At 38.2% G+C, this 23,819-nt stretch carries 22 protein-coding genes; 1 reads left to right on the top strand and 21 read right to left on the bottom strand.

The features are described from left to right. Nucleotides 1-72: 72 nt before the first annotated feature. A complete protein-coding gene (locus NUV40_01140; GenBank protein ID MCR4342490.1) occupies nucleotides 73-423 on the bottom strand; it encodes a hypothetical protein in 351 nt (116 codons plus the stop codon). Between the two features lie 2 nt (nucleotides 424-425). Next, nucleotides 426-986, bottom strand: a complete 561-nt coding sequence (locus NUV40_01135; protein MCR4342489.1) for an RNA polymerase sigma factor — start codon at nucleotides 984-986, stop codon at nucleotides 426-428. A 108-nt stretch (nucleotides 987-1,094) separates the two neighbouring features. Between NUV40_01135 and NUV40_01130 the strand changes: the two genes are divergently transcribed. After that, a complete protein-coding gene (locus tag NUV40_01130) occupies nucleotides 1,095-1,673 on the top strand; it encodes an elongation factor P (GenBank protein MCR4342488.1) in 579 nt (192 codons plus the stop codon). Nucleotides 1,674-1,745: 72 nt separating this feature from the next. Here NUV40_01130 and rpsR read toward each other — a convergent pair whose 3' ends face one another. From rpsR to NUV40_01035, 19 genes are all read right to left on the bottom strand, one after another. Further along, nucleotides 1,746-1,946: a 30S ribosomal protein S18 gene (gene rpsR / locus NUV40_01125; GenBank protein MCR4342487.1), complete on the bottom strand. Its 201-nt coding sequence runs from the start codon at nucleotides 1,944-1,946 to the stop codon at nucleotides 1,746-1,748. Nucleotides 1,947-1,977: 31 nt separating this feature from the next. After that, nucleotides 1,978-2,424 (bottom strand): single-stranded DNA-binding protein, encoded by a 447-nt coding sequence (locus tag NUV40_01120; GenBank protein ID MCR4342486.1) that lies wholly within the window; start codon nucleotides 2,422-2,424, stop codon nucleotides 1,978-1,980. Between the two features lie 21 nt (nucleotides 2,425-2,445). Further along, nucleotides 2,446-2,913: a 30S ribosomal protein S6 gene (locus tag NUV40_01115; protein MCR4342485.1), complete on the bottom strand. Its 468-nt coding sequence runs from the start codon at nucleotides 2,911-2,913 to the stop codon at nucleotides 2,446-2,448. A 36-nt stretch (nucleotides 2,914-2,949) separates the two neighbouring features. Next, on the bottom strand, nucleotides 2,950-3,765 hold the full coding sequence (locus NUV40_01110) for a TatD family hydrolase (GenBank protein MCR4342484.1): 816 nt from the start codon (nucleotides 3,763-3,765) through the stop codon (nucleotides 2,950-2,952). Then, nucleotides 3,765-5,219: a methionine--tRNA ligase gene (metG, locus tag NUV40_01105; GenBank protein ID MCR4342483.1), complete on the bottom strand. Its 1,455-nt coding sequence runs from the start codon at nucleotides 5,217-5,219 to the stop codon at nucleotides 3,765-3,767. Before metG ends, NUV40_01110 begins: the two co-directional genes overlap by 1 nt. 7 nt (nucleotides 5,220-5,226) lie before the next feature. Further along, the gene (locus NUV40_01100) at nucleotides 5,227-6,282 is read right to left on the bottom strand and encodes an AI-2E family transporter (GenBank protein MCR4342482.1); all 1,056 of its coding nucleotides are present in this window, start codon (nucleotides 6,280-6,282) and stop codon (nucleotides 5,227-5,229) included. 1 nt (nucleotide 6,283) lies between these two features. After that, entirely contained in the window at nucleotides 6,284-7,564 is a 1,281-nt protein-coding gene (locus NUV40_01095) for an insulinase family protein (GenBank protein MCR4342481.1), read from the bottom strand. Between the two features lie 2 nt (nucleotides 7,565-7,566). Next, nucleotides 7,567-8,874: a glycine--tRNA ligase gene (locus NUV40_01090; protein ID MCR4342480.1), complete on the bottom strand. Its 1,308-nt coding sequence runs from the start codon at nucleotides 8,872-8,874 to the stop codon at nucleotides 7,567-7,569. Between the two features lie 22 nt (nucleotides 8,875-8,896). Next, nucleotides 8,897-10,807 carry a hypothetical protein gene (locus NUV40_01085; protein MCR4342479.1) on the bottom strand — a complete coding sequence of 637 codons (1,911 nt, stop codon included), beginning with the start codon at nucleotides 10,805-10,807 and terminating at the stop codon, nucleotides 8,897-8,899. 49 nt (nucleotides 10,808-10,856) lie between these two features. After that, complete coding sequence (gene recO / locus NUV40_01080) at nucleotides 10,857-11,441, bottom strand: DNA repair protein RecO (protein ID MCR4342478.1); 585 nt, start codon at nucleotides 11,439-11,441, stop codon at nucleotides 10,857-10,859. A 4-nt stretch (nucleotides 11,442-11,445) separates the two neighbouring features. Next, the gene (locus NUV40_01075) at nucleotides 11,446-12,450 is read right to left on the bottom strand and encodes a cellulase family glycosylhydrolase (GenBank protein ID MCR4342477.1); all 1,005 of its coding nucleotides are present in this window, start codon (nucleotides 12,448-12,450) and stop codon (nucleotides 11,446-11,448) included. Between the two features lie 3 nt (nucleotides 12,451-12,453). Next, on the bottom strand, nucleotides 12,454-13,374 hold the full coding sequence (locus tag NUV40_01070) for a DMT family transporter (protein ID MCR4342476.1): 921 nt from the start codon (nucleotides 13,372-13,374) through the stop codon (nucleotides 12,454-12,456). Between the two features lie 45 nt (nucleotides 13,375-13,419). Beyond that, nucleotides 13,420-14,667 carry a glycoside hydrolase family 1 protein gene (locus tag NUV40_01065; GenBank protein ID MCR4342475.1) on the bottom strand — a complete coding sequence of 416 codons (1,248 nt, stop codon included), beginning with the start codon at nucleotides 14,665-14,667 and terminating at the stop codon, nucleotides 13,420-13,422. Between the two features lies 1 nt (nucleotide 14,668). Beyond that, a complete protein-coding gene (locus NUV40_01060; GenBank protein ID MCR4342474.1) occupies nucleotides 14,669-18,274 on the bottom strand; it encodes a class I tRNA ligase family protein in 3,606 nt (1,201 codons plus the stop codon). A 102-nt stretch (nucleotides 18,275-18,376) separates the two neighbouring features. Then, a complete protein-coding gene (locus NUV40_01055) occupies nucleotides 18,377-19,732 on the bottom strand; it encodes an FAD-dependent thymidylate synthase (protein ID MCR4342473.1) in 1,356 nt (451 codons plus the stop codon). Nucleotides 19,733-19,759: 27 nt separating this feature from the next. Continuing rightward, nucleotides 19,760-20,413: a dTMP kinase gene (tmk, locus tag NUV40_01050; protein ID MCR4342472.1), complete on the bottom strand. Its 654-nt coding sequence runs from the start codon at nucleotides 20,411-20,413 to the stop codon at nucleotides 19,760-19,762. A gap of 83 nt (nucleotides 20,414-20,496) precedes the next feature. After that, nucleotides 20,497-21,945: a thymidylate synthase gene (locus NUV40_01045; protein ID MCR4342471.1), complete on the bottom strand. Its 1,449-nt coding sequence runs from the start codon at nucleotides 21,943-21,945 to the stop codon at nucleotides 20,497-20,499. A 10-nt stretch (nucleotides 21,946-21,955) separates the two neighbouring features. After that, nucleotides 21,956-23,047, bottom strand: a complete 1,092-nt coding sequence (locus NUV40_01040) for a 2'-deoxycytidine 5'-triphosphate deaminase (GenBank protein ID MCR4342470.1) — start codon at nucleotides 23,045-23,047, stop codon at nucleotides 21,956-21,958. 54 nt (nucleotides 23,048-23,101) lie between these two features. Continuing rightward, nucleotides 23,102-23,779 (bottom strand): CYTH domain-containing protein, encoded by a 678-nt coding sequence (locus tag NUV40_01035; protein MCR4342469.1) that lies wholly within the window; start codon nucleotides 23,777-23,779, stop codon nucleotides 23,102-23,104. Nucleotides 23,780-23,819: the final 40 nt, after the last annotated feature.

The raw sequence follows: 23,819 nt of genomic DNA, 5'->3' as shown, positions 1-23,819 counted from the left end.
TAATTTTTACAAACGTAAAAGCCGTTCGTCAATCTAACGAACGGCTTTTACGTCAATTAAATCTATTAGCTATTAATTAACACGACCTCTTATCCTTATGGGGATAACAAAATTCAAAACACCTTTAATCCAATCTTTAAAAAACAAAAACGCTAAAACAGATATAAGTACGAAGAACAGTTTGACAATAATCTCTGTATGCAAAAAAGCGCTTAGCATAAAACTATACATAGAAGGAATATCAAAAAACGACGGACTATTGCCAAAAACATCGCCAAAGGATATATAAAGCGTCATTTGCCAGGCAAAAAATAATAATAATCCTGTTCTTAAATTAAAAGTATTTCTAAGAAGCCAGATGGCATAGATCCTCCTCATTACTCCTTTTTTAAATTTTACGCTTTCTTTATAATTTTGCATCATTCTTATACAACATCTGCGCAAACCCGCTTGAGTTCTTTTTTGGCGCGATAAACTCTAGTCTTCACGGTCTGCAATGAAACCCCTTCAATTTTCGCAATCTCCTTCTGTGGCCTGTCTTCTATATAATACAAAGACAATATTCTACTTAAACTTTTTGGCATCTTAGAAAATACCGAGATTATAAAATCTTCAAGTTCGTTTCTTTTAACATAATCCGTCTCATCGGCAATATTCTCATAAAACTCCACTTCTTCATCAACAAACCAGATTCTCTCTTTTTGTCTTTTTCTATAAAATGAAAAACTTGTATTTAAAATAATCCTATACGCCCAAGCCTTGAAACTCCCCTCTTCTACTTCTCTAAACCGAGAGGCACTCATGTAAATCTTCATAAAAGATTCTTGGACAATATCCCTGGCGAGCTCATCATCATGAATAATATCTTTGGCTTTGCGCAAAAAAGCATTTTGGTATCGATTGACTATTATTTCAAAAAGTGACGGCCTATCAATAGACAGACTTAAAATCTCCTCGTCGCTTTTTGTTTTATCTTCAAAATCCATTTTATTAATTTAAAATCGATAATTATCTCTATATATATTATAACACTTTGGAAACAAAAAAGGTTGCAACTGGACTTTTGGCCTAAAATCCTATAAAATAAGGTCATTATGGCAATGTTAGAATACAATGAAATACGACAGAGGAAGTTTATAATCTTCGAAGGCGAACCTTATGAAGTCCTAGACTCGCATGTTTTCCGTAAACAACAAAGAAAACCGGTAAACCAGACAAAATTGAAAAATATGATATCTGGAAGAATTGTCGAACATTCTTTCCATCAAAGCGACAAAGCAGTAGAAGCAGAAATGGAAACCAAACAAATTAAATATTTATACTCCAATCCAAAAAAAAATGAAATCTGGTTCTGTTATGAGAATAAGCCTGGCGAACGTTTTGCCCTTTCTGAAGATATAATTGGCCCAGCCCTTAAATTCCTCAAAGAAAATACTATTGTTAACGCGTTAACATTTGAGGATCGTATCATCGGGATAAAACTTCCGATAAAAGTAGAACTTAAAGTCACAGAAGCTCCGCCGACAATCAAAGGTAATACCGCTCAGGGCGGAAACAAGCAAGTAACGCTTGAAACAGGAGCTAATGTAAATGTGCCTTTATTTATAAATGAGGGAGATATAATAACCGTAAATACTGAGACAGGTGAATACACAGACAGAGTTAGTAAATAATCTTTCTCACTAAAATATGTCCTAATAAAAAATCGCCAATTAGGCGATTTTTTTGTCGATTATTTACAATTTTTACCTTCCGATAAACGGCAGAAGCGCTAAGAAACGCGCGCGCTTTATAGAGATAGTGAGTTTTCTCTGGTGTTTGGCGCAAGTACCGCTCTTTCTCCTTGATAATACGCGCGCCAAAGGATCAATAAATTTCTTTAAAGATTCTATATCTTTATAATCGACTAATTTTATATTATTTGTACAAAAGTAACACTGTTTCATATTTTAACTTTTTAATTTTTAGCTTTTTAGATTAAAATGGGATTTCATCAGGGTTAATATCGTCTTCAGGATATTCTATAGTATCAACGCTTTCATTCTTACCGCTTTCTTCATGTTTTTCTGCTCCTTGTGAAGAAGATTGCCCATCAGTTCTCCTTGGACCAAACTGAACTCTCTCAGCTACAATTTCTGTCCTGTAGCGCTTATTTCCGTCAGGTCCGTCCCAGCTTCTATTCTGAATCCTCCCTTCAATAAGAGCCGAGCTCCCCTTCTTAAGATATTGCGCCACTATCTCAGCCTGCTTACCGAAAACGACAACATTATGAAATTGTGTATCGTCCTTGCGCTGTCCGCTTTGGTCTTTCCATACTCTGTTGGTAGCGACTGAAAATGAAGCGACTTGAGCTCCAGAAGGAAGACTTCTCAACTCAGGATCTCTTGTCAAATTACCTATAAGCAAAACTTTATTTAAATTCATTGATATAAATTAATATTAATTTTATAAACCTGCAATTTCTTCTAATTTTCTATCAATTTCTTCTTCTTTTATTTCTTCTCTAGAAGATTCAGGTGTCTCTTCTGCGCTTTTTGCTTTAATAGTCTTAAATGGTTTTTGAGAGACTGTTTCCTCTTCCGCATTTAAGATCAAAAATCGCAAAAGATTAAGATTGGCGTCAAAACTCTTTTTAATACCTTCTAAAGCATCCGGTCTTGCCATGAATCTAATCCAGCCAAAAGAAGCAGTATTAAACTTTTTAATTTCATAAGCGAGTTGCCTGCTTTTAGGAGCCTCCTCTCCGACTATTAGACCTTTTTCTTTCTCAATAGCGCTCCTGATCAGATTAACCTCATCAGCCAGCTTGTCTGTCGGTATTAAAGGCGTCAAAAGATACCCTATTTCATACAATTTAGGGTCGGCTTCTATATTTTCTTCAATTTCATATTTAATTTCCCCTATCTCGTCCATAGGCGCTATATTAGCAAATATATTTATATATTGCAACTAATGTTCATAAAACATTCTTAATGCATTCTCTGTCGTAATCTCTGACACCTCTTCATAAGAGATGCCTCTTATTTCAGCGATTTTTTTAGCTACTTCTTTCACATAAAGCGGTTCATTGCGCTTGCCTCTATACGGAGCTGGCGCTACAAACGGCGAATCCGTCTCAATCATTATTCTTTCAAGAGGCGCCCTTTTTATCACTTCATCATAATCTCTTGAAAAAGTGATGACACCGGCAAAAGAGATTGAAAAACCAAGGTCAAAATATCTTTGCGCAATATCAATATCTCCTGAGAAAAAATGAATGTTCCCTCGCAATTTAGCGCCATGTATCAAAAAATACGAATTAAGAATCTCTAAAACTTCATTATGAGCGTCCCTACAATGAATCATCAGCGGTTTATCTATCTCTAGAGCCAGCTTGACATGCTTCCTAAATACATCCTCTTGTCTTTTTAAATCGCTTCTCTCCCGACGAAATAAATCTATTCCGCATTCGCCTATGGCAACAACTTTAGGATGCATGGCAATCTTTTTATAATATCCATAATCCCAGCCTAAGACTGGTCCGCCTTGGGCGGAAAACTCGCCATCTTCTTTATCTGTCGGGTGCAAGCCAACAGAAGCGAAAAGGTTATCATCCGCCGAGGCGGATTCTGCAAGTTTTATGGCGCTTTTAGAAGTCTCTTTATCTGTACCGACAACAATAGTAAAGATACCTTCTGCCTGCATTTTTTTTATTATCTCTTCCCTGTCATTATCAAACTCAGGAAAATTCAAATGCGAATGAATGTCAAAAAGTTTTGGCTTCATTATTCTTTCCTTAAAAACAACGGTTCCGGCATTTTATTTGCCTTTATCGCTTCTTTTATCTTTTGCGAAGTTTCCGGCATAAATGGAGCGAGTAAGTTGGCGATACCCCAAAGCTCATTAACCAGACCAGCAACATCATCAATAGCTTTCTCTTTATCTGTCTTTATAAATTTAAATGGTTGAGTCTCCTGTATGCGTTTATCAATACCGCCTATCCTCTCCCAAATAAAATCCATCACTTTGCCAAACTCAAAAGTTGCTATAAATTCTCTATAATCCCTATAACTCTCACTTTTTACCATTTCTTCAAATGGACTAAAATTGAACTCAAAACCATAATTATAAACATCATAAGCGACAAACATCTTCATAGTCCTTGAGACTAAGTTGCCAAGGCCGTTTGCCAGATTGGCATTATAAGCCTCTTTGAATTTCTCCTCTGTAAAATCACTATCTTCAAAAGGAGAAACTTCGCGCGCTAAATAATACCGCAAAGCGTCTGTTCCATAACGTTCTACTATGTCAAAAGGGTTTATAACATTGCCTAAAGTCTTTGACATCTTCTGTCCGTTACTTGTTATAAAACCATGTATTACAACCTGAGTGGTATTTGGCAGTCCGACAGACATAAGCATAGCCTGCCACATTACAGCTTGTTGTCTGAGATTATCTTTACCCGCTAATTGAACACCGGGCCAAAAAGCGTGAAATTTTTTTTCGTCTTCAGGCCAGCCAAGAGTAGAAATATAATTCACCAAAGCGTCAAACCAAACATACATCACATGATCTTGATCGTTCGGCACAGGCACTCCCCATGGCATCTTCTCTTTCAGACGAGAGATACTAAAGTCGGAAATACCGCTTTCTACAAATTTTTTCGCTTCATTAAATCTTTTCTCCGGCAGAACAAAAAAAGAATTTTTCTCATAAAAATCAATCAGCCTGTCCTGATATTTAGAAAAACGAAAAAAATAATTTTCTTCTTCAATTACCTCTATCTCCAAATTAGGATGATCCAGACATTTGCCGTCTTTAAGATCAGAATCAGTCTTCTCAAGCTCGCAACCGACGCAATATTTTATTTTATAATTTTTCTTATAAATATCGCCGGCATCAAAAGACCTGCGCCAAAATTCTTGCGCCGCCTCTTTATGGTGGCTGTCTGTAGTGCGGATGAAAGCATCGCTTGTCAGATTAAGAGCCGGTTGCAGCTTCCTGAAATTCTCGGCGCAAGAGTCGCAATAATTTTGAACTATCTCTCCTTTCTCTTGCGCCTTCCTGTAGACCTTAAGACCATGCTCATCTGTCCCGGTATTAAAAAATACCTCTTCACCTAGCCCCCTATGAAAACGAGCGACAATATCGGCCTCAACTAACTCAAGAGCATGACCAAGATGCGGATCGGCATTAACATAAGGGAGAGTTGTTGTTATATAAAATTTACCTTTTTCCATTAAAGCATTATATTTCCTTTTCAAAAATATGCTTTCTTTCCGCGATATCTTTTGAAAGCTCCATTAAAACAGTCGCCACAGGAATAGCCAAAAGCACTCCAAAAAAACCGGCCAATTCGCCGCCGATAACTAGAGAAAGAATTACAAGTATCGGAGGGATACCGATAATTTTCTTTACAACAAGAGGATAAATTAAATGATTTTCAAACTGTTGGATGACTAAGTAAAGGCCAATAACCATAAGGCCTAGAGTAGGCGACTCAAGAAATGCCACGCCTATTGCCGGTATAGAAGCCATAATTGGCCCGAAAATAGGTATAAGCTCAAAGAGAGCTGAAATAATGGCAAAAACAAGAGCATATTTCACTCCTAAAATAGTAAGTCCCAGATAAACTAAAATCCCCACCAAAACACCTAAGAGAATCTGCCCTTGAAGCCAAAGCCCTATCTTCTGTTCAGCTCGCCGCCAAAGTTTTACAACATACTGCTCTTCACTGTCGGGAGTTATAATCCGTAAAAAATTCTCCAAACCTCCCTTTTGGACAGAAAGATAAAATGAAATAACAACGATAAGAATAAATGAAAGCGCCCCTCCAAAAACAGCAGATGCCGCCTGGAAAAATCCTGAAGTTATCTTGCCGCTGGAAGCCTCAAGAACTTTAGTAAGGTCTGAGATAGCTACAGATAGAGATTCCGGAATACTCGTTATAAACGATGAAAAAGTCGCGGACTCAAACGGCCTATTGAGATAACTTGGTATTGTCTCTGTAAAGCCTGATAAATCACTAAAGACAGGTGGAATAATAAAGACAAATATCGCCCCTATTATCAAAAACGATATTAGATAAACAAACAAAACACCAAATACCCTGGGTATGCGGCGATTTTCAAACCATCGAGCTGCCGGTTCAACAGCTGAAGCGATAACAACAGAGGTTAAAATCACAGCCACCATATCGCGCAAAATGTATAGAAGCAAAACGGCCGCAACAAAGACTATTATCTTTAAGATACTTCCACTTGTAATACTTATTATTATATTTTTTTCATTTTTTGTTTCCATATTATTTTAAGAATATATTTCTTATTTTATCAGGATCCATACTCTTACCATCCTCCGGGATAATACCGGCTATGTTGATATTTTCCGGACGGAAGATGTCACCAGCTACTTTCATAATATCACTTGCGGTAACTTTTTCAATCTTTTCCATAATCTCTTGAGGAGTAAGAATTTTATTATAAAAAAGCTCTTGTTCACCAAAAAAATCGGCCACGTATTCAGTATGTTCAAGAGTCAATGACATCTTCCCTCTTATGAACTCTTTAGCAGAGTGAAGTTCACTTTTTGATACTGGACGCTTCTTAAAATCATTTAATAATTTAGAAAATACCTGAAAAACAGTATTGATCTTATCTTTTGGTACTCCGGCTCGCATGAGCAAATATCCCGAATCCTCATATTCCATATTGCTTGCGCCAACATAATAAGCCAAACCGCGCTTTTCTCTTAATTCTTTAAAAAGACGGGATGACATGTTTCCACCAAGGACCACAGATAAAATTTCAAGTATATATTTTTTCTCATTAGATAATCCGTAAGCTCGCACTCCAACAGCCAGATGAGACTGGTCGCATTTTTTATTTTTAATTTTTATATTTATATCATTCTGTTTAATCTTTGGCGGTGGAATTTTATGCTCTTTATCGGCCTTAAGCTTGCTAAAGACTTTTTTAATTTTTTTCAAAGCATCATTTCCGTCTATATTGCCGACGACTATTACTATCATGTTATTTGAAATATATCGTTCTTTTCTATATTTCAAAATATCATTCCTTAAAATATTTTTTACGCTATCATTAGTACCAAGAGTCATCATACTATGAGGGTTACCTTCATAAAGCATCTCTTCGACATACATCAATGCCTTGCTACTAAACTGATCTTCATAAGAAGAAATCTCTTGCAAGATTACTCCTCTCTCTTTTTCTATCTCTTTAGTGTCAAAAATCGGATTTAAGACCATATCTGAAATAACATCAAAACCTATATCAAAATCCTTTGAGGCTAATTTTACCCAAAAACCGGTAATCTCTTTGCCTGTAAAAGCATTATGATCCGCCCCAATGCGATCAAGTTCTTTACTTATTGTCCCAGGCTTAGGTCTTTTCTTGGTACCTTTAAACACAAGGTGCTCCAGGAAGTGAGAGATACCATTTATCTTTTTATCTTCATTCTTAGAGCCGGTTTTAACAAGCACTTGAAAAACAACCGACTGAGTATTATTCATCGGGACGATAATAACCCGAAGGCCATTCTTTAAAGTATACTTTTCATATTTCATAACTAAATAAAATTAATTTTTTCTTTCAACGATGCAGTTATTTCAGAAATCTTTATACGATCTTGCTTCCCAGTGTCTCTGTCTCTTAAGGTTACAGTGCCGTCTTCCAATGTGTCAAAATCCACAGTTATACAATAAGGTGTCCCTATCTCGTCTTGTCTTCTGTATCTTTTGCCGATGTTGCCGTTACTATCAAACATTATCTGCGGAACTTCTTTTTTAATCATACTGTAAACCTCGCGCGCCTTAGCTACAAGTTCAGGCTTGTTTTTGAGAAGCGGGAATACAGCTACCTTTACAGGGGCAATATGAGGCTTAAGTCTAAGGAAAATGCGAGGCTCGCCTCCTAACTCATCTTCCGTATATGCGTCAATTAATACAGCAAGAATAGTCCGGTCAAGACCAAGTGACGGCTCAATTACATGAGGAATGAATTTCTCTTTCGTCTCTTCATCAGTATAATCAAGAGCCACGCCAGAGTGTTCGCTATGCTTACCCAAATCATAATCAGTGCGATACGCAAGACCATAAAGCTCTTTCCTGCCAAACGGATAATCAAATTCAAAATCAATTGTTCGTTTTGAATAATGCGCGCGTTCCCCATCTTCTATCTCATGCTCATGCACGCTCTCTTTTTTAATACCCACTGCTTCTATCCACTTCCACATAATATTCTTCCACATATCAAAATATTTTTCCCATAGAGCAGGGTGTATGAAATATTCCACTTCCATCTGTTCAAGCTCACGCACGCGGAAAATAAAATCGCGCGGAGTAATTTCATTGCGAAACGCTTTGCCTATCTGTCCGACACCAAAAGGAATCTTTGGGTGAAATGAGTCAACAATATTTTTAAAATTTACAAAAATTCCCTGCGCTGTCTCAGGCCGCAAATATGAGATTGCGGCACTGTCCTCCATAGCGCCAATTTGAGTTTTAAACATCATATTAAATTGACGTTCTTTAGTAAGTTCGCCTCCGCAGACAGGGCATTTATCATCTTCCAAATGATCAGCTCTAAAGCGCTTGTGGCATTTCTTGCATTCTACAAGAGGGTCTGAAAAACCGGAAACATGCCCTGACGCTTCCCATACTTTTGAATTCATCAGAATCGCCGCGTCCACGCCATACATATCTTCGCGCTCTTTCACGAACATCCTCCACCATAGATCCTTCACATTATTTTTAAGCTCAACGCCCAACGGTCCATAATCCCACGTGCCGGCAAGTCCTCCATAAATATCAGAACCAGGGTATATAAACCCGCGCCGTTTTGCCAAAGATACTATTTTTTCCATTTTATTTTCCATATTTTATATTAGTTATATCAGATTATTGGACCACTTTATCTTGATTAAGATTAAATTTAGGATCATTGTCAAGTCTAGTGCTTAACGATCCCTTAACTTTCCTAATATCCGTACCGACAAAAGAATCCTTCCCTTCAATTACGACTTCTGATATAAGACTGGGCGCTAAGCCAACCTGAGAAAGAGAAGGAATAAGTCTTATTTGGAAAGAGATATCTCTTGCCGGATTTAATACTCCGGTTCCGACAGAAATAAGGCCCGCTTTCCATACAACTTCACCGGTATTTTTATCGTAAGAAACAATAGCATCTTGCGGAGACAGAGACCCCTCCCACTCAACATAAGAAGGAAGGAAAGCTCTCGCCGTCACATTTAAAACATCGTTTGTAGAATTAGAAAGAGACCACACTATCGTATAAGTCGTTTTCTCTCCGGCTTTAGGAGGAAGCGGACCGGAATTAGTAAAAACTCCTTCATAATAAAGCGCTTGTGACGCAAATTGAAGATTAGAAGCTATCTTTATATCTTTCTTAGTTGCGCTTCTCGCTTCAGTATCACCAGCGACTCCCGTTGCCTTCCTACCAAAGATACTCGCATCTAAAGACACTACAAAATTTTTATCATTTATATTTCCTTGAATCAAGCTACTGAGCATGGAAAATGTAAAACTGACTTTCCCCTCTTCGCCTGGCTCTATAAATCTAAACTCCGGCACTGATGAAGCATTCCAAACTAAGGCCTGGTCAGAAACGCGATAAAAACCGTTTACAGGAGAAATAGACTGAGGATTGGCAGCTTTTCCTGTTATTTTTACTTCAATAGTTCCATTTTCTATTCTAACCGGCAGATTATTCCTCCAAAATATATCAACTCGCATAATATCACCTAAAAAAGCGACATTCTCTTTATCGTCGTTTCCATTTATAAATATCGCGAGATCCAAAAGCATCTTTTTAAGGACAACTGTCTCCCTGGCTTCTCCATACACCTCAAGCTCATTATTATTTATGATTCCAACTTGAGCTAAAAATCCTTTTTCGTCCAAATCAACCCCGTCCATAATGCCATTAATTTTTATAATTCTCTTCTTCCCGGGCTCCAAAGTACCGATGTTCCATAAATTATTTTTATCGGAAGATACCTTTGGACTACTGTCTTTAAATTGGAAACCGGGCGGATATTCCATTTGCAAAACAAGTCCATCAATAACACTTTCCGAATTAGAAATGTATTCCACCTCTAAACTCATCTCTTGTCTGGCATTTACTTCCGAAGGAAGTTTTATGGCAACCTCTACCGGAGATTCAAATAATTTAACAATTTTTTTCACTTCCTTAATAAAAATAGCATTTGATCCGGTGATCCTGTATTCCAAAGTGGCATTTATAACTTTCTCGCTACCGGCACTTCCAAAAAAGATAAGATCCACAACCTCAACAGACTTATCACCCGGAGCTATCTGTCCAAGCGGGTATCTTTTTTTCAAAGATTTATCTTCATCTTTTAAGTCGCGTGTTCCGGAAGGATATTCCAAGATAAGATCGGCAAATTCAAGAGGAGCATTATTATTATTCTCAACGATAATTCTCCAACTATTAAGCTCTCCTCCTGACACGCTTTCAGGTCCTTCAAAGATAATATCAATATCGCCGGAAGATATAAAATTAAATCCCTTATCCCAAAGATAAGCAGTCGCAAGGAGCGAGACAGAAAAAAATATGCCGGCAAAAAGAAGCGCGAAACGCATCATTTTAGAGATAAAAGTCTTTTTCTTTGTCATATTTAAAGAAGGGTCCCATTGAGCTTTATCTTCTGATTCCTCAAGCTTAATTCCGGCGCCAAGAGACGGACGTTTTATCCTTTTCTGAAAAGAAGCCCCTTTTCTATAAAGCTTCATCTTTAACTTTTCTATATTATCATTCTCTTCAGGCATTTTATGATTATATCATAAAACTCTCTTAAATCGAGAGTTATAATATTAATTAAAGATGACTCTCTTTTAGTCCTTTTTTTATTTCAACAACAGCCTCTTTTTTAAAATTATTCATCTCATCAATCATACCCAAACAAAACTTTTTATCTAAAAATCTGCCTAAATTGCCAACCTCGCCAATATAGCCAAGATTATTTAGTATCCTAATGGCCATTATAATCTCAAAATTAATTAGAGCTTTTTTGTCAAAAGAATTTCTGTCTAAAAAAGATATACCATCTTTAACAATATCCCAAAGATTTTCATTCCTTTCTTCCCCTTGAACCAAGCGGGAAAGAAGTTTTACGATCCTGCCAAGAGATGCTCTTTTATCATTGTCTTCCTTAATGTTAAATCTTGAAATCTCTCTCGCGTCTATTATACGCCAAGACTCTTTTCCTCGAACAAATGAGAAACTGGCATATGAGAGATTGTCTAAATTATATCTAAGCTTTGACTTCAATAGCCTTACCCCGTTTGCTACCGCATTAAGCCCGCCCAAGCCTGAAGTATAAAAACTTATAAACTGATCGGCTTCGCCAAAATTTTTTTTCCCAAGGACAATACCTTCTGTCTGATATATGTGATGAGACATTTATTTATCTTTTTTCATTTATAACTTTTTTTACCCCCTCCCAAAACTCCGGTCTGTTATGCTTCTCTTTCATCCAATACCACCATTCTACGCCCCATAAATAAATTTCTTTAAAGCCGGTCTTCTTAGCGTATTCTATATTGCTATGAAATTGGTCTATGTTCATAGAAATCTCCTGTTCAGAAAGAGGTGTTTCATAAATCATCTTAGGCCCCCATGGCTCCATCTGGAGTTCGCTTATAATAATCGGTTTATCAGGATAAAACAGGCGAAGTAAATTTGCCTTAAACCAAAAAAAATTCGGCGGAATCGGATATTCAAAATAGCCAAAATATTTATTCCAGATTATCCTATAGACACTAGTACCGAGAATATCGGCTCTCTTTGCGGCAGAAAACCAAGTCCCGAGCTCACCGCTATCTGTCACTATGATAGGTCGACTTGGATCAATAGAGCGCGCTATTTCAATCTCTTCGTTTAAGAATTCCCTATTAAATCTGTCACACTCCCCAAAATGAAGAAATGGCTCGTTCTCAATCTGCCAAGCGTAAATATTATCATAATCTTTATAACGCCTAATTACTTTATCTATAAGATGAATGATCTCATCTTTTTTCTCTTCTTTACTCAAAGGATCAACCCAAAGAGGAATTTGGCACTCTGGCCAGCGTGGCAATTTTTGTCCAACTGCTAAAACTAATTTTATATTTTTCTCTCTGGCCATTTCTATCATCCAATCGTAATCATCAAAAAAATAAACTTCTCTTTGAGGTTCTACGTCTTGCCAATAAAGCGGCAAGCGAATCACGCCGGGCTCAAGCTCCTCTAACATCGCAAGATAAACCTCTCTAAAGTCCAACCCCATATCTTGACTAAAAGCCTTAGAAAAAGTTATACCCCAAACATAATCAGAAGCATTACCTTGAATAGGGGTGAAGAATAAAAAAGAAAAAAATCCTAAGATTAGAAATAAAATTACAAGCAAAATTAAAATTACCTTTTTCAGCATCTTTTAAAAAGCTAAAACCACTAGCCCTATGCCTATTAAAAATACCGCCACGACCTTTTGCAAAAAACATTTCCAATGATGCACCTCTTCTTTTATAGCCCCGGGAGAAACCCTAACAATAATCCCAGCTAAAAACAGAATAGAAATATACTGTATCCCTTGAAGCGCATTCACTAAAGTAACACTTCCGAGAGAGATAGCATAGTTTAGAAGAATAAAACCTATACCTGCTAAAAACTTATTGAAGATAAATAAGCCTCCTCCTTTTGCCCCAACATTTTTTGTAGTGTGAAAAACTGATCGCCTAAATCCTTTTGGCAAAATAAGCAAAAAAGCGGCAAGAAAACTCCCCACCCTAGTCCACACAAAAGTTGAAACAAATGGCTGATTCAAGAAAACAAATTTTGTTAACACATAAAAAAGAGCAAATAAAAAAGCGGCTAAAATTGATATCTCAATCTTTCGCCAAGAATATTTTTTAAATGCCGAATTATTGTGGAGATGGTGCTCTTTCCTTCTGGCTAAGATTAAAATTCCTCCTGCAAAAAGAAAAACAAAAGCTGTTATCTGGTGCCAAAATAATCTTTCTCCTAAAAAAAGAAAAGAAAGTAAAAATACAAAAATCGGCGTGAAAGCGCCGACAATAGGAGCGATACGAGAAACCTCGTCTTTGCTTAAAGCAATAAAGAAAGCCAGAAGCGCGCAAAGAAAAACCGCCCCCACAAGAAAACTCAAAAGAAGTTGCCCAAGACCGGGCCACACCAAACTAAACGGCGCAAAAGCCAAAGCAAATATGCTGAACAAACCTACATAAAATGTGTAAGCAATAGGGTTTGGAATATTCTTATCTAAGAGCAACTTATCAATAACCGAATTAACGGCGTTTATAAAGTAAGCTACAATGGCAACAAAAACCCAGCTCATATTTTTAAATTATACCTTAATTAAAAATTAATACTAAAGAATAAATCAAACTTCAATCTCATTTGTCTTGCAAATCTTCGCGTATTCGTGGGCGCTGGGGCGGATTTTCCGCTCTAGCGTTTTATAATCAATCTCCACCAACCCAAACCTGGGCCAGAAGCCTTTATCCCATTCAAAGTTATCGAGCAATGACCAGTAAAGATATCCGCGCACATCCAAGCCTTCCCCCATCGCTCTTGCCATACTTTTTAAATTCTCTTCTATAAACCAAGCTCTGTATCTATCTTCCCTATCGGCCAAGCCATTCTCCGTGATGTAAATCGGCTTATTATATTTCTTGATATCCAGTAATCCATAATATAGGGCATCTGGGTAAAGTTCCCAGCCCATATCAGAAAGTTTATCATCATCATTTTTATTAAAGCCGTAATTGATGCGGTTATGATGATAGTTGTTAAGACCGATAAAATCCTGATAATTTTTTATACTATTTAGGAAAGAAAAGTTCCACGCCCAATCAAGTATATTTTTAAGCAGACGATTTAGAAATCGTCCTTTATAAGCATCGAAGTAAACATTGTGCTTGGAGATCCCCACCTGAGAATCTTTATTTATCTCTTTAAGTATCTTGTAAGCTGCGCGGTGTGCCTTAACTAAATTCCGTATTACAAAGAGTAGATATACCGGGTTCTTTTTCTGTGGAGGCCATGCCCCCTTAAGATATGAATGTGTGGCATAGACCAAGGGCTCATTAAGGGTAATCCAAAATTTGACATCAGCGCCGAGCGCTTCTGCCATCTTCATGGTATATCTCCCAAAATGATCCACGATTTCACTTGACCTCCATCCTCCCTTATCTTTAAGCCACACCGGCAGTGGCCAATGCCAGAGAGTGACGAAGGGCTCAATACCGCGAGCGCGCAAGGCCTTGACCACCTTTCTATAGTGCCATATCTCTCTCTCATCAAACCTTCCATCTTCCGGCTCGATGCGCGACCACTCTATGGAAAAACGAAAAGCATTTTGACCTAAAGATTTTACAATATCAAAATCCTCTTCATAGCGGTTATAATGATCGCAAGCCTTTCCCGAGATATAATTCTCCGGATTCTCCGCTTCTTCTTTAATACTCTCCCAGTTCGGAAGCTTGCTGAATTTCTTTTTAGCGTTCTTAGCAAGCCTATCGGCATTTTTCTTCTCCCAGATAGACCAGTCGTTCACATTACCGCCTTCTACTTGGTGGCTCGCCGTCGCACTCCCCCACAAAAAATTTTCTGGAAATTTATATTTCATATTATTTCGTGATTTTTATATGTATTTCCAGGTCATCTAATTTCAACAGCTCTCCATCTTCTATATCCTTGAACTCCACAGTCCTCGCGTTAACAATCTCCTTAAACTCATTTTCAAATTTCTTTAGTAATTCTTGTCCGGAAGAACTCGTCTTTACAGAGACGGAAATCTCATCATCCGGTGTCAAGCTGGCTTTCTTCCTCAAGCCCTGGACAAATCTCACCATATCCCTAAACTGCCCTTCGGCGATAAGCTCCGGCGTCAGCTCCAAATCTAATTTCACTTCATTTGAGATGCCGGCATCAAAAGCTACCTCTTTCACATTCACCTCATCTTTCACCAGCTCAAGTAGATCATCTTTACCTTTCAACTTTTCATTTTTGATTATCAATTTTTGCAAAGGCTGCCTTACCTTAAACCCCGCTTCGGCGCGCGCCTCAAGACCAAGAGAGACGATTTTTCTTATCTCTTTCATATCATAAAGAATATCCAAATTTTTAGTAGATTTATCTACACCAAACATACCCAGGACATTATCAGCTAACGACTTCTTATAAGGCCATTCATCTAAATGAATACTCTCCCTAAATCCGCCTTTGGCGGATCGGGCGATCAAATTCTGTGAATTTGATTTAGCCTCATCTTCTCTACTAATCAATTGATATAACCTCTCTGATATAAATGGAATAAAAGGAGCGATAACTTTAGAGAACTCCACTAGAACAAATCTGGTGGTTAAAATGGCACTCCCTTTATCTTCACCTTCATTCTTGAATCTATCCCTTGAGCGCCTGATATACCAAGTAGAAAGATCATCTACAAAATCAAAAATAGGTCTTGTTGCTTTATCAAGTTCATACTTCTCAAGATTTAGAGTTATCTCTTCCTCCAGCTCGAGAAGTCGCGCGATTATCCACTTATCCAGCACGTTCTTATCCCCATTTGGCGGTTCAACCGCCAAATTTAATTTGGCGGTTGAACCGCCAAGTGCGTACATATCGTAGAAACTGTAAACATTCCATAAGCGCAGAATCACTTTCTTATACACTTCATCAACGCCATGCTCGGAAAAATTAAGATCCTCGGCGCGTACCACAGGTGAAGAAAGAAGATATAAACGCAGAGCGTCGGCGCCGTATTTATGCACCACATCCATCGGATCAGGATAATTCTTAAGACGCTTCGAGATTTTCTGGCCGTCTTCAGCCAAGATTATCCCGTTTACAATCACATTCTTATAGGCTGGCTTTTCAAAGAGAGCCGTAGATAAAACAAGCAGTGTATAAAACCATCCTCGAGTCTGGTCTAATCCTTCAGCGATAAACTCGGCCGGTAATGCCAAGCATTTTTGATTTTTGATTTTTGATTTTTGATTTTGAGCGCAAGCGAACGGATAATGCGCCGAAGCATACGGCATAGAGCCGGACTCAAACCAACAATCAAACACATGAATAATTCTCTTCATTTTACCCCCACAAGAACAAGCAAATTCAACCTTGTCTATATATGGCCTATGAAGATCAATTTCATAATTTTCATTATGAGGGAGTGGCACAAAATCAAGTTCCATTAACTCCCCTGTTTCTATATAATCATCTCTTTTTTCCTCTTTCATCTTTACAGACTTCTTAATATCAGCCCCGACAGCTCCTGCGGAAAGAAGCCAGATAGGATACTCATGGCTTATTATTAAAATATTTTTATCTTGGTATTTTTCCTCAATATCATACAAGAATTGAGATACTCTATTTTTAAGCTCAACCAAATTTTCTCCTTCAGGCGGCGTCTTTGTAAACTTCTCTTCAAGAGTAGAAAAATAATCATGATAATCTCTCGGCCTTTTACCATCAAAAGTTCCTGTGTTTAATTCCCTAATACGTTTATCATAAATTATCTTCCTTTTATCGCAACCTATCTCGCTTGCCAGTAGCTCAGCAGTCTCCTTTGTCCGAACGAAGTCTGAAGAGAATATAATATCAATGTTTTCCTTTTTTACCTTTTGAGCAATCTCCTTTATATCCGTCTTCCCTTTTTCCGTAATATGATGAGGATTTAAAACATTAGAGCTGACAATATTTTTCTTATTATGCTCCGACTCCCCATGACGCATTACAAAATATTTATTGCCTGACTTTTTAACTTTATTTCTAATATCGTCTATTGAACCGGCAATTTCCAGCTTATCGCACTTATCGCACTTCCACACCGGAAGAGGAGCTCCCCAAAATCTGCTCCTTGATATCGCCCAATCTCTGGCACCTTCAAGCCATTTGCCAAAACGCCCGTCCTTTATATGAGCCGGTACCCAATTAATCTCTCCATTATTCTTAAGAAGATTATCTTTTATCGCAGTAACTTTAACAAACCAAGACGAAGTCGCATAATTCAAGAGTGGCGTGTCGCATCTCCAGCAATGCGGATAAGAGTGAACGATCTTCTTCTTGGCGAATAATTTACCCGCGTGCGCCAAATGTTTTATTATCTCAATATCAGTCTCTTGATGATTTTCTTTCGGTTTTACAAATCTGCCGGCAAAATCTTTTACCTCACTCTTAAATCTTCCGTCAGCTGAGACATGTTGAACAAAAGGAAGCGCATATTCTAAAGAGACATTCATATCATCCTCGCCAAAAGCCGGCGCAATGTGGACGACTCCGGTTCCTTCTTCCGTCGTCACAAAATCAGCCGAATAAATCTTCCAACCGTTTTCTCTGTTCTCTAAATCTTTTTTCTCTGAATAATAATCAAAAAGCGGTTTATAACTCTTACCGGCTAATGCAAAACCTTTAAAAGTCTCTATTATTTTATACTCGCCTTCAATAGTATCAAGGCGGTCTTTCGCTAAAATAAACCTCTCTCCGTCTTTTTCAATCTTCGCATATAAAATATCAGGATTTACTGCAAGAGCTACATTGCCCGGGAGTGTCCAAGGTGTTGTCGTCCAAGCCAAGACAAAAGTGCCCGGCTCGTCATCAAGCTCAAATTTAGCCGTTACTGAAATATCAGTAATATCTTTATATCCTTGAGATACTTCAAAGTTTGCAAGAGTCGTCTCACAACGCGGACAGAGATGCATCGGCTTGTATCCCTCATAGACAAGCCCTTTATCGTAAAGCGTTTTAAAGACCCACCAGACTGATTCCATATAACTTGGATCCATCGTCTTATAGTCAGCCTCCATATCAACAAAACGACCTATCTTAGGAATAATTTTTTTCCATTCGCTTGTATCGCGAACTACCACATTCCTTGCGGCCTTGTTAAACTTCTCCAGTCCAAGATCTTCAATATCTTTCTTAGCTTTAAGTCCGAGTTCTTTCTCAACCACATTTTCAACAGGCAGACCATGACAATCCCAACCCCATCGGCGCGGGACGCGATACCCTCGCATCGTCTTATAGCGAGGGATGGCGTCTTTTATCACACTGGCCAAAATATGCCCATAATGAGGCAAACCGTTGGCAAAAGGCGGCCCATCGTAGAAGATAAAATCTCCCGAAGGAGCATCCTTCTCCAATGTCTTTTCAAAAATTTTATTATCCTGCCAAAACTTCAATATGTCCTTTTCCGCCTCGGCCGGACTTTTAGATTTTAAATCATCTTCCATTCTTATAATACTACTATTTTAAACGCCAAAATTCAAATTTTATAAAAAGAAAACCCCAGGAAACCATTTGATGGTTTCCTGGGGTTGAGGTATTGAATTGTGCTATACTTTTCTCTCTATGAAGCAGTTTTCTTTCATGTCTCTTCCGCAATACCTGCTTCCTTCTCCGCATTTTCCCGTCTTGACGCAAGAAGGAGAAAACATCTTAAGTAGAGGGCTGTTCTCTCCTTCTTTTTTAGAAACTTCGTTTCTTACAGAAAGAACAGAATGGTATATCTCCTCCTGAGTACACCAGCAAAGCCGTTTGGTATACTCATGAGAGGCGGCATTGAAATCAGCTCTTTTTGGATAAGAAACCATAGCCCCGTAAGGAGCGAGCGCCGTAACCAAGCTTCCAGGAAGAAGGCTAAGAAGTGAAGACCATGCGAAAGCAAAACTTTCCGCAACTCCCTCAAGTCCACAAAGTCTTGGGATTGGAGGAAGATAAAATCTTTCAGTGAACCTTGGTTGGCCTCTTTTAACAGTTCTGTGGCGCTGGTCCTGTCCCATTGTGGCAACAGAAATCTCTACTTCCGTTTCTATTACCCCATTGGTATTACTCATATACCGGGGGGAGAAAGGAAGAAGGTCAACAGGGTGTGAGTCCCCACCTTTCGGCTCGGTAAAAGAATTTGCATTCTCTATCCTTACAAGCTTTCCTTTCGGCTTGGACAACACAGGTATTGTGGCTTTATGATACCGAGCAAAAAGCTCTAGGGGCCACTCTTCCTGTTCTTCTTTTTCAAGCATAAAGTTAAGCTCTGGTGTGTCGCAAAGAGCAAGACGCATCATCTCCGAAGTTACATGCTTTAACACAGGAGACCATGCCACCCTATACATTGAAACAAGGGCGGACAAGTTAAAGGTTACGGTTATCCCTGTTGGGAATATTGTTGGGACAAACATCCTCATCTGCTCTTGAGCAAACTTTCCGGCATTCGCCTCTATGTAGCTTTCGGAAGCAAAAGGCCGTTCTCCTTTAATTAGATGCTTGGCGATTTTTGTCGCCTTGTCTATGTTTGACTGAAAGATTTCAATCCCGCCTTTTACAAGATTTAAAGCAAGAGCAACCTCTCCATTTCCAACCTCGGGCCAATATGTTCTTATGTACTGTTCTATCTTTCCGTAGTCGGGAGAGGAAAACATAGCAGAACAAAATCTGCCTGACCTCTGGCTTGAGTTGTAAAAGGGGCTCGCAAGGTGCAGGCCAAAGGTTATGTCGCTTACCGCTATCCCTTCTATGTGAAAAGTATAGTGATTGTGCTGAAGAACTGTGTGGTGCCCAACGTTGAATATGCGTTTTTGAAGATCTATCTTCTTACCCAACTCCGGCTCTTCCGCTTCATAGCATCCTTTTGCCGCATAAGAAGCAAGGACTTGAGGATCTATTACACTTTTTGAAACGAGCTTTATATTCATCTCCTTTACCTCCTTTTATTTCGCAAGTTAAGTGTTTACAGTTTTTTCAACTATCCCCCACACGGTTTTCTTAACCTCTTTTTCCGCCATCTTTGTTGTGGCAACTAAGAACCAGGCGGGGTTGCTCCTATCTTTAATCGCCTCCTTATACTGCGCAGTATACCCGGCACGCACCCTTTCATGAAAACTAAGATTCTCCACATCAAAGCGCGTACAGTGACCTTCGTCGCTCTTGTGCTTCCTTTCAAGACCGACGACCGGATCAACATCAAGGTAGATGACCGAATCTGGTCTAAGACCCGTCTTGGCAATATCATTCAACAGAATAAAAATCTTCTGAAAAGTTGGCCTCTGTCTGCCATAGATCTGATACGCCAAAGTCGACATATCAAATCTGTCGCTTATTACTATCTTGCCGGCCTCAAGCGAAGGTCTTACAAGCTCGTCCACATGTTGCGCCCGAGCTGAGCAGAAGAGGAAAAGTTCAGCTAAAACAGATGTGTTCTTATTCTCTTTATCCATAAGGACTTCTCTGATCTTCTCAGCAACAGGAGTTCCCCCGGGTTCCCTCGTAAAGACGACATCATCACGTAGAGCCAACTTCTCCCTCAAAAACGCCATGACCATACCCTTACCGGCCCCTTCTCCACCCTCTATCACTATGAATTTGCCTTTTTTCATATTTATCTCCCTTTGTTAGGTTAATTTTTAAATATCTATCTAGTGATACTTTTACCTCATAATCAGGATATTTGCAATAAAAATTACAAAATCAATGGATTATCTTGTATGTACCTATGACCATATTTTAATGCAATTTCCGCTTTCATTAATTCCATACCCAAATCAGCGGCATGCGGCATTATCGAAATATAAAAAATAATCTTATCCATTATTTCAGAAGCTGTTTTTCCTTCCCACCTTAAATTAACCGGGTCATTAGAATTATAAACTTTAATTAATCCGTCTTCTATGCTTATGATAAAATAACCCCTTGGATCCCAAGCGCACTCCAACCTCTCGTTACTAGATAACATCTTTTTAACATCCTCCCACTCTCTTTCGTATACATGAGCAGAACAAGAAATAGTTGTAATTGAACCTTTCACAAGTTGTTCTCCTTTTATCTTTTTATTCACCTCTTCAATTATAAGCTTCTGAAGAGAGAGTAGCCCAAAAGCATTTTCAGGCCAGGCCATATACATATCATTTGAACGAATATAACTTGTTAAATATAATTTATTTTCTTGGACTAACACTTGAACAATATCCAAGCACGGTGGATTACCACTACCACTATCCATCTTCACGTTGATTGTTGAAGCGACAGCCCTTCTTGAAAAGGGTGCTTCACTTATCTCATTAATTATATTCTGAATCTGATCAACTCCATCATGATCTCTTAATCTTTGACCATATGTATACTTTGACCCTTCAACTTCCATAGCCGTTGTAATAGTTGGTGAGTAATCTTCAATCTGTTTTTTTGTTAATTTAACATAATCCGGCAAAAATGGGTTATCAACATCTTCATCCTCGATAACCGCGACAAGATTTATCACTTCTTTTTGCCTGTCACCATATTGAGTCCCTTTAATATTCCCGAAATGTGTTATGTTCTTTAAAATGTCTAACCAACAGTGTGCTACCTTATTACGCCTTACAACAAATACCGCCCCTTCCGACGGCAACTCAACATCTTTTGTTTTTTCTGGTTCCGGGAATAATTTAACTTCAAAAGTCTTATTTTTCTTTTTCAAATTTTCGTTAATGGCTTCTTCTATTTTTGAAACATCATTAACGCCGAGAAGATCTATAATTTTAATTCTTTTCCTGAATTCATTAATATTTTCAACCGGAATCTCTTTTTCTATTTTTGAATAATTTGAACCTATGATCTTATGATTTTCATCAATTCCATTCTTAATAAGGTTTAGGAATGCACGCCCTCCCCTAGTCTCTTCTATCATTCCCTCATTTCCACATAATATAATCGTATCAATATGTTGATGAGCCATCACATTTCTTATGATGGACGATATTCCTATATCGCTACTATAGAGCTGGCCCATTACCAGATAATCCTTATTTTTTAAATTATCATCTATTTTGCTCTTCAGTGTCCAATTACAAACAACTCCGATATTTGACTTAGGATTACCCAGCAGCAACATTTCCTGATATCTAATTGGCCAAGATAAATCCTTATTCATATTTTTATGATTAATACCAGAGTCTATTTTTAAAATGCTTGCTTAGAGACGGCTTATTGCTTACATAGTTAGAATTAAGATCTTTTCCATAAAGCATTTCTGGAACCTCTTTAGTCTTTTCAAAGGTCATTCTGCAAATAGGCTGATTATCGCAAATTCTGAAAGGGACATCATGCACCCTGACCTCAAGCACGGCCCTGGTTCCATCGTCACCTCCGAAGCCATTGTCAAAAAAACCGGCATAATGAGTACGGAATTCGCCAAAATTTAAATCATAAGCTTCAACCTCGGCGCAGACAGAAGAAGGAATTCTTATTCTTTCTTTGCTGGCAAGCAGATAGAATCTACCGGGGGTTAATATCAACTCTCCATTCTTGGGGCGCTTTATCGGTATCCAAAAATCATCAGCCTCATAAAAATCTTTTTTGAATAAATTAATATACTTACCGGAATTATCCTTTGCCTCAAACCCAACGACATCACTCAGCAAATCTACATGAAGATAAGTGCTATTATTTTTTATTACCGGATTGTCATCCTTGCCGACATCGTTGTAAATTATACCATCACTCTTTTGAAGACTTTTTAAGTCATCATCACTAAGAAAAACATTTTCTTGCCTAATCCTCATCTGAACCAAAGCAAGGCCCGGCGTAATACCGACCGAAAAAGATTGAGGAGAAACTTCCAAGTATAGATTACCACTATACCCAGATTCAGTTATGTCGTAATGAGGATTCCCGTCAACTAAAACACGGCAAAAGACATCAACTCTACCGGTCGAGCTCTTAGGACTAAAAATAGCGTTCAATTCGTCTGGCAAATTAAGCTTCTCGAGAAGGGGAATTATATAAGAAGCTCCTTTTTCTAAAACAGACCCCTCCCTAAGCTCAAACTCATATAACTTATATTTATCTATAAGTTGAGCGATTGACTCCTCTCTTCTTGGTATCATTGCAGTGCTCATACGATAAACCCTATTACCAAGCCTACAATCAATAGTAGAGGGTTGAATCTGATTTTCGGCAAAGGGGATATCAGACAAAATAATAGGATTTTGCCCTGAGATCATTCTTTTTATATCCTGAAAAGATAAAACCATTTTAATTATTATTACAAATAAGAAACTTTAATCTATATTGACTATGTATCAAATCTACTCTATTGAAAAAACCTTATCCGTGCCATAGTAATCCTTCCAATTATTATTATAGTGTTCAAACATCCGCGCGAGCCTGTCTTGATCAAGCTCTTCGGCCTCCATCTTTTCCATCAATCTATATATCCTATCTTTCACTTCTTCCGCTTCACTAGCATCACTCACCACTGATTCAAATTCAACTAAATAACCGTAACCTGCATTTTTATCCAAACAAATATTTATATCACCTAACTTATACTCTTCCCTTTCCCTAGACCACTTGGCCTGATAAGAAAAACCAGCATCAAATAATATTTGATCTAACTCATCAATGCTCAAGTGTGGCATCTTATGTTCAAACTCAAGCCGTGAGATACCGTTATCGCTTGTAGTGTCATCTATAGAAGACTTGATGACGAATATCAAATCTTCATCGGCCAACCGCACTCTTATAGAATGATTTTTTCCATCAACAATAATATTTCTTAAGTTCTCATGCTTCTCTTGTGGAACATGTGCCAGCATCTTCTCATGGAGAAAATTAATATCACCATCTATAAAATAATGGTTTATCTGACTATGCCGAGAGATAGTTTCCACACTCGGGTCAATCTCCACCATCTTCTCTCTAAAGGCTTGCGCCATAGACTCGTTCCCCAATAGACTCTTCACTTCAATCTCATATTTATCCATAAGGATCATTATAGCAAAATAAAACGCCCCGACAAAGCGA

Source organism: Patescibacteria group bacterium, assembly GCA_024654625.1.
Lineage (GTDB): Bacteria > Patescibacteriota > Minisyncoccia.
Note: the sequence above shows the minus strand (reverse complement) of the source record. Positions and strands in the feature narration are given on the sequence as shown.

Coding starts and splice junctions, on each gene's coding strand:
- NUV40_01130 (MCR4342488.1), top strand. CDS start 1,095: ATGGCAATGTTAGAATACAATGAAATACGACAGAGGAAGTTTATAATC.
- NUV40_01070 (MCR4342476.1), bottom strand. CDS start 13,374: ATGAGCTGGGTTTTTGTTGCCATTGTAGCTTACTTTATAAACGCCGTT.
- NUV40_01085 (MCR4342479.1), bottom strand. CDS start 10,807: ATGCCTGAAGAGAATGATAATATAGAAAAGTTAAAGATGAAGCTTTAT.
- NUV40_01040 (MCR4342470.1), bottom strand. CDS start 23,047: ATGGTTTTATCTTTTCAGGATATAAAAAGAATGATCTCAGGGCAAAAT.
- metG (MCR4342483.1), bottom strand. CDS start 5,219: ATGGAAAAAGGTAAATTTTATATAACAACAACTCTCCCTTATGTTAAT.
- recO (MCR4342478.1), bottom strand. CDS start 11,441: ATGTCTCATCACATATATCAGACAGAAGGTATTGTCCTTGGGAAAAAA.
- NUV40_01115 (MCR4342485.1), bottom strand. CDS start 2,913: ATGGACGAGATAGGGGAAATTAAATATGAAATTGAAGAAAATATAGAA.
- NUV40_01095 (MCR4342481.1), bottom strand. CDS start 7,564: ATGAAATATGAAAAGTATACTTTAAAGAATGGCCTTCGGGTTATTATC.
- tmk (MCR4342472.1), bottom strand. CDS start 20,413: ATGAAAAAAGGCAAATTCATAGTGATAGAGGGTGGAGAAGGGGCCGGT.
- NUV40_01140 (MCR4342490.1), bottom strand. CDS start 423: ATGATGCAAAATTATAAAGAAAGCGTAAAATTTAAAAAAGGAGTAATG.
- NUV40_01060 (MCR4342474.1), bottom strand. CDS start 18,274: ATGGAAGATGATTTAAAATCTAAAAGTCCGGCCGAGGCGGAAAAGGAC.
- NUV40_01120 (MCR4342486.1), bottom strand. CDS start 2,424: ATGAATTTAAATAAAGTTTTGCTTATAGGTAATTTGACAAGAGATCCT.
- NUV40_01035 (MCR4342469.1), bottom strand. CDS start 23,779: ATGGATAAATATGAGATTGAAGTGAAGAGTCTATTGGGGAACGAGTCT.
- NUV40_01090 (MCR4342480.1), bottom strand. CDS start 8,874: ATGGAAAATAAAATGGAAAAAATAGTATCTTTGGCAAAACGGCGCGGG.
- NUV40_01110 (MCR4342484.1), bottom strand. CDS start 3,765: ATGAAGCCAAAACTTTTTGACATTCATTCGCATTTGAATTTTCCTGAG.
- NUV40_01135 (MCR4342489.1), bottom strand. CDS start 986: ATGGATTTTGAAGATAAAACAAAAAGCGACGAGGAGATTTTAAGTCTG.
- NUV40_01100 (MCR4342482.1), bottom strand. CDS start 6,282: ATGGAAACAAAAAATGAAAAAAATATAATAATAAGTATTACAAGTGGA.
- NUV40_01045 (MCR4342471.1), bottom strand. CDS start 21,945: ATGAATAAGGATTTATCTTGGCCAATTAGATATCAGGAAATGTTGCTG.
- NUV40_01055 (MCR4342473.1), bottom strand. CDS start 19,732: ATGAATATAAAGCTCGTTTCAAAAAGTGTAATAGATCCTCAAGTCCTT.
- NUV40_01075 (MCR4342477.1), bottom strand. CDS start 12,450: ATGCTGAAAAAGGTAATTTTAATTTTGCTTGTAATTTTATTTCTAATC.
- NUV40_01065 (MCR4342475.1), bottom strand. CDS start 14,667: ATGAAATATAAATTTCCAGAAAATTTTTTGTGGGGGAGTGCGACGGCG.
- rpsR (MCR4342487.1), bottom strand. CDS start 1,946: ATGAAACAGTGTTACTTTTGTACAAATAATATAAAATTAGTCGATTAT.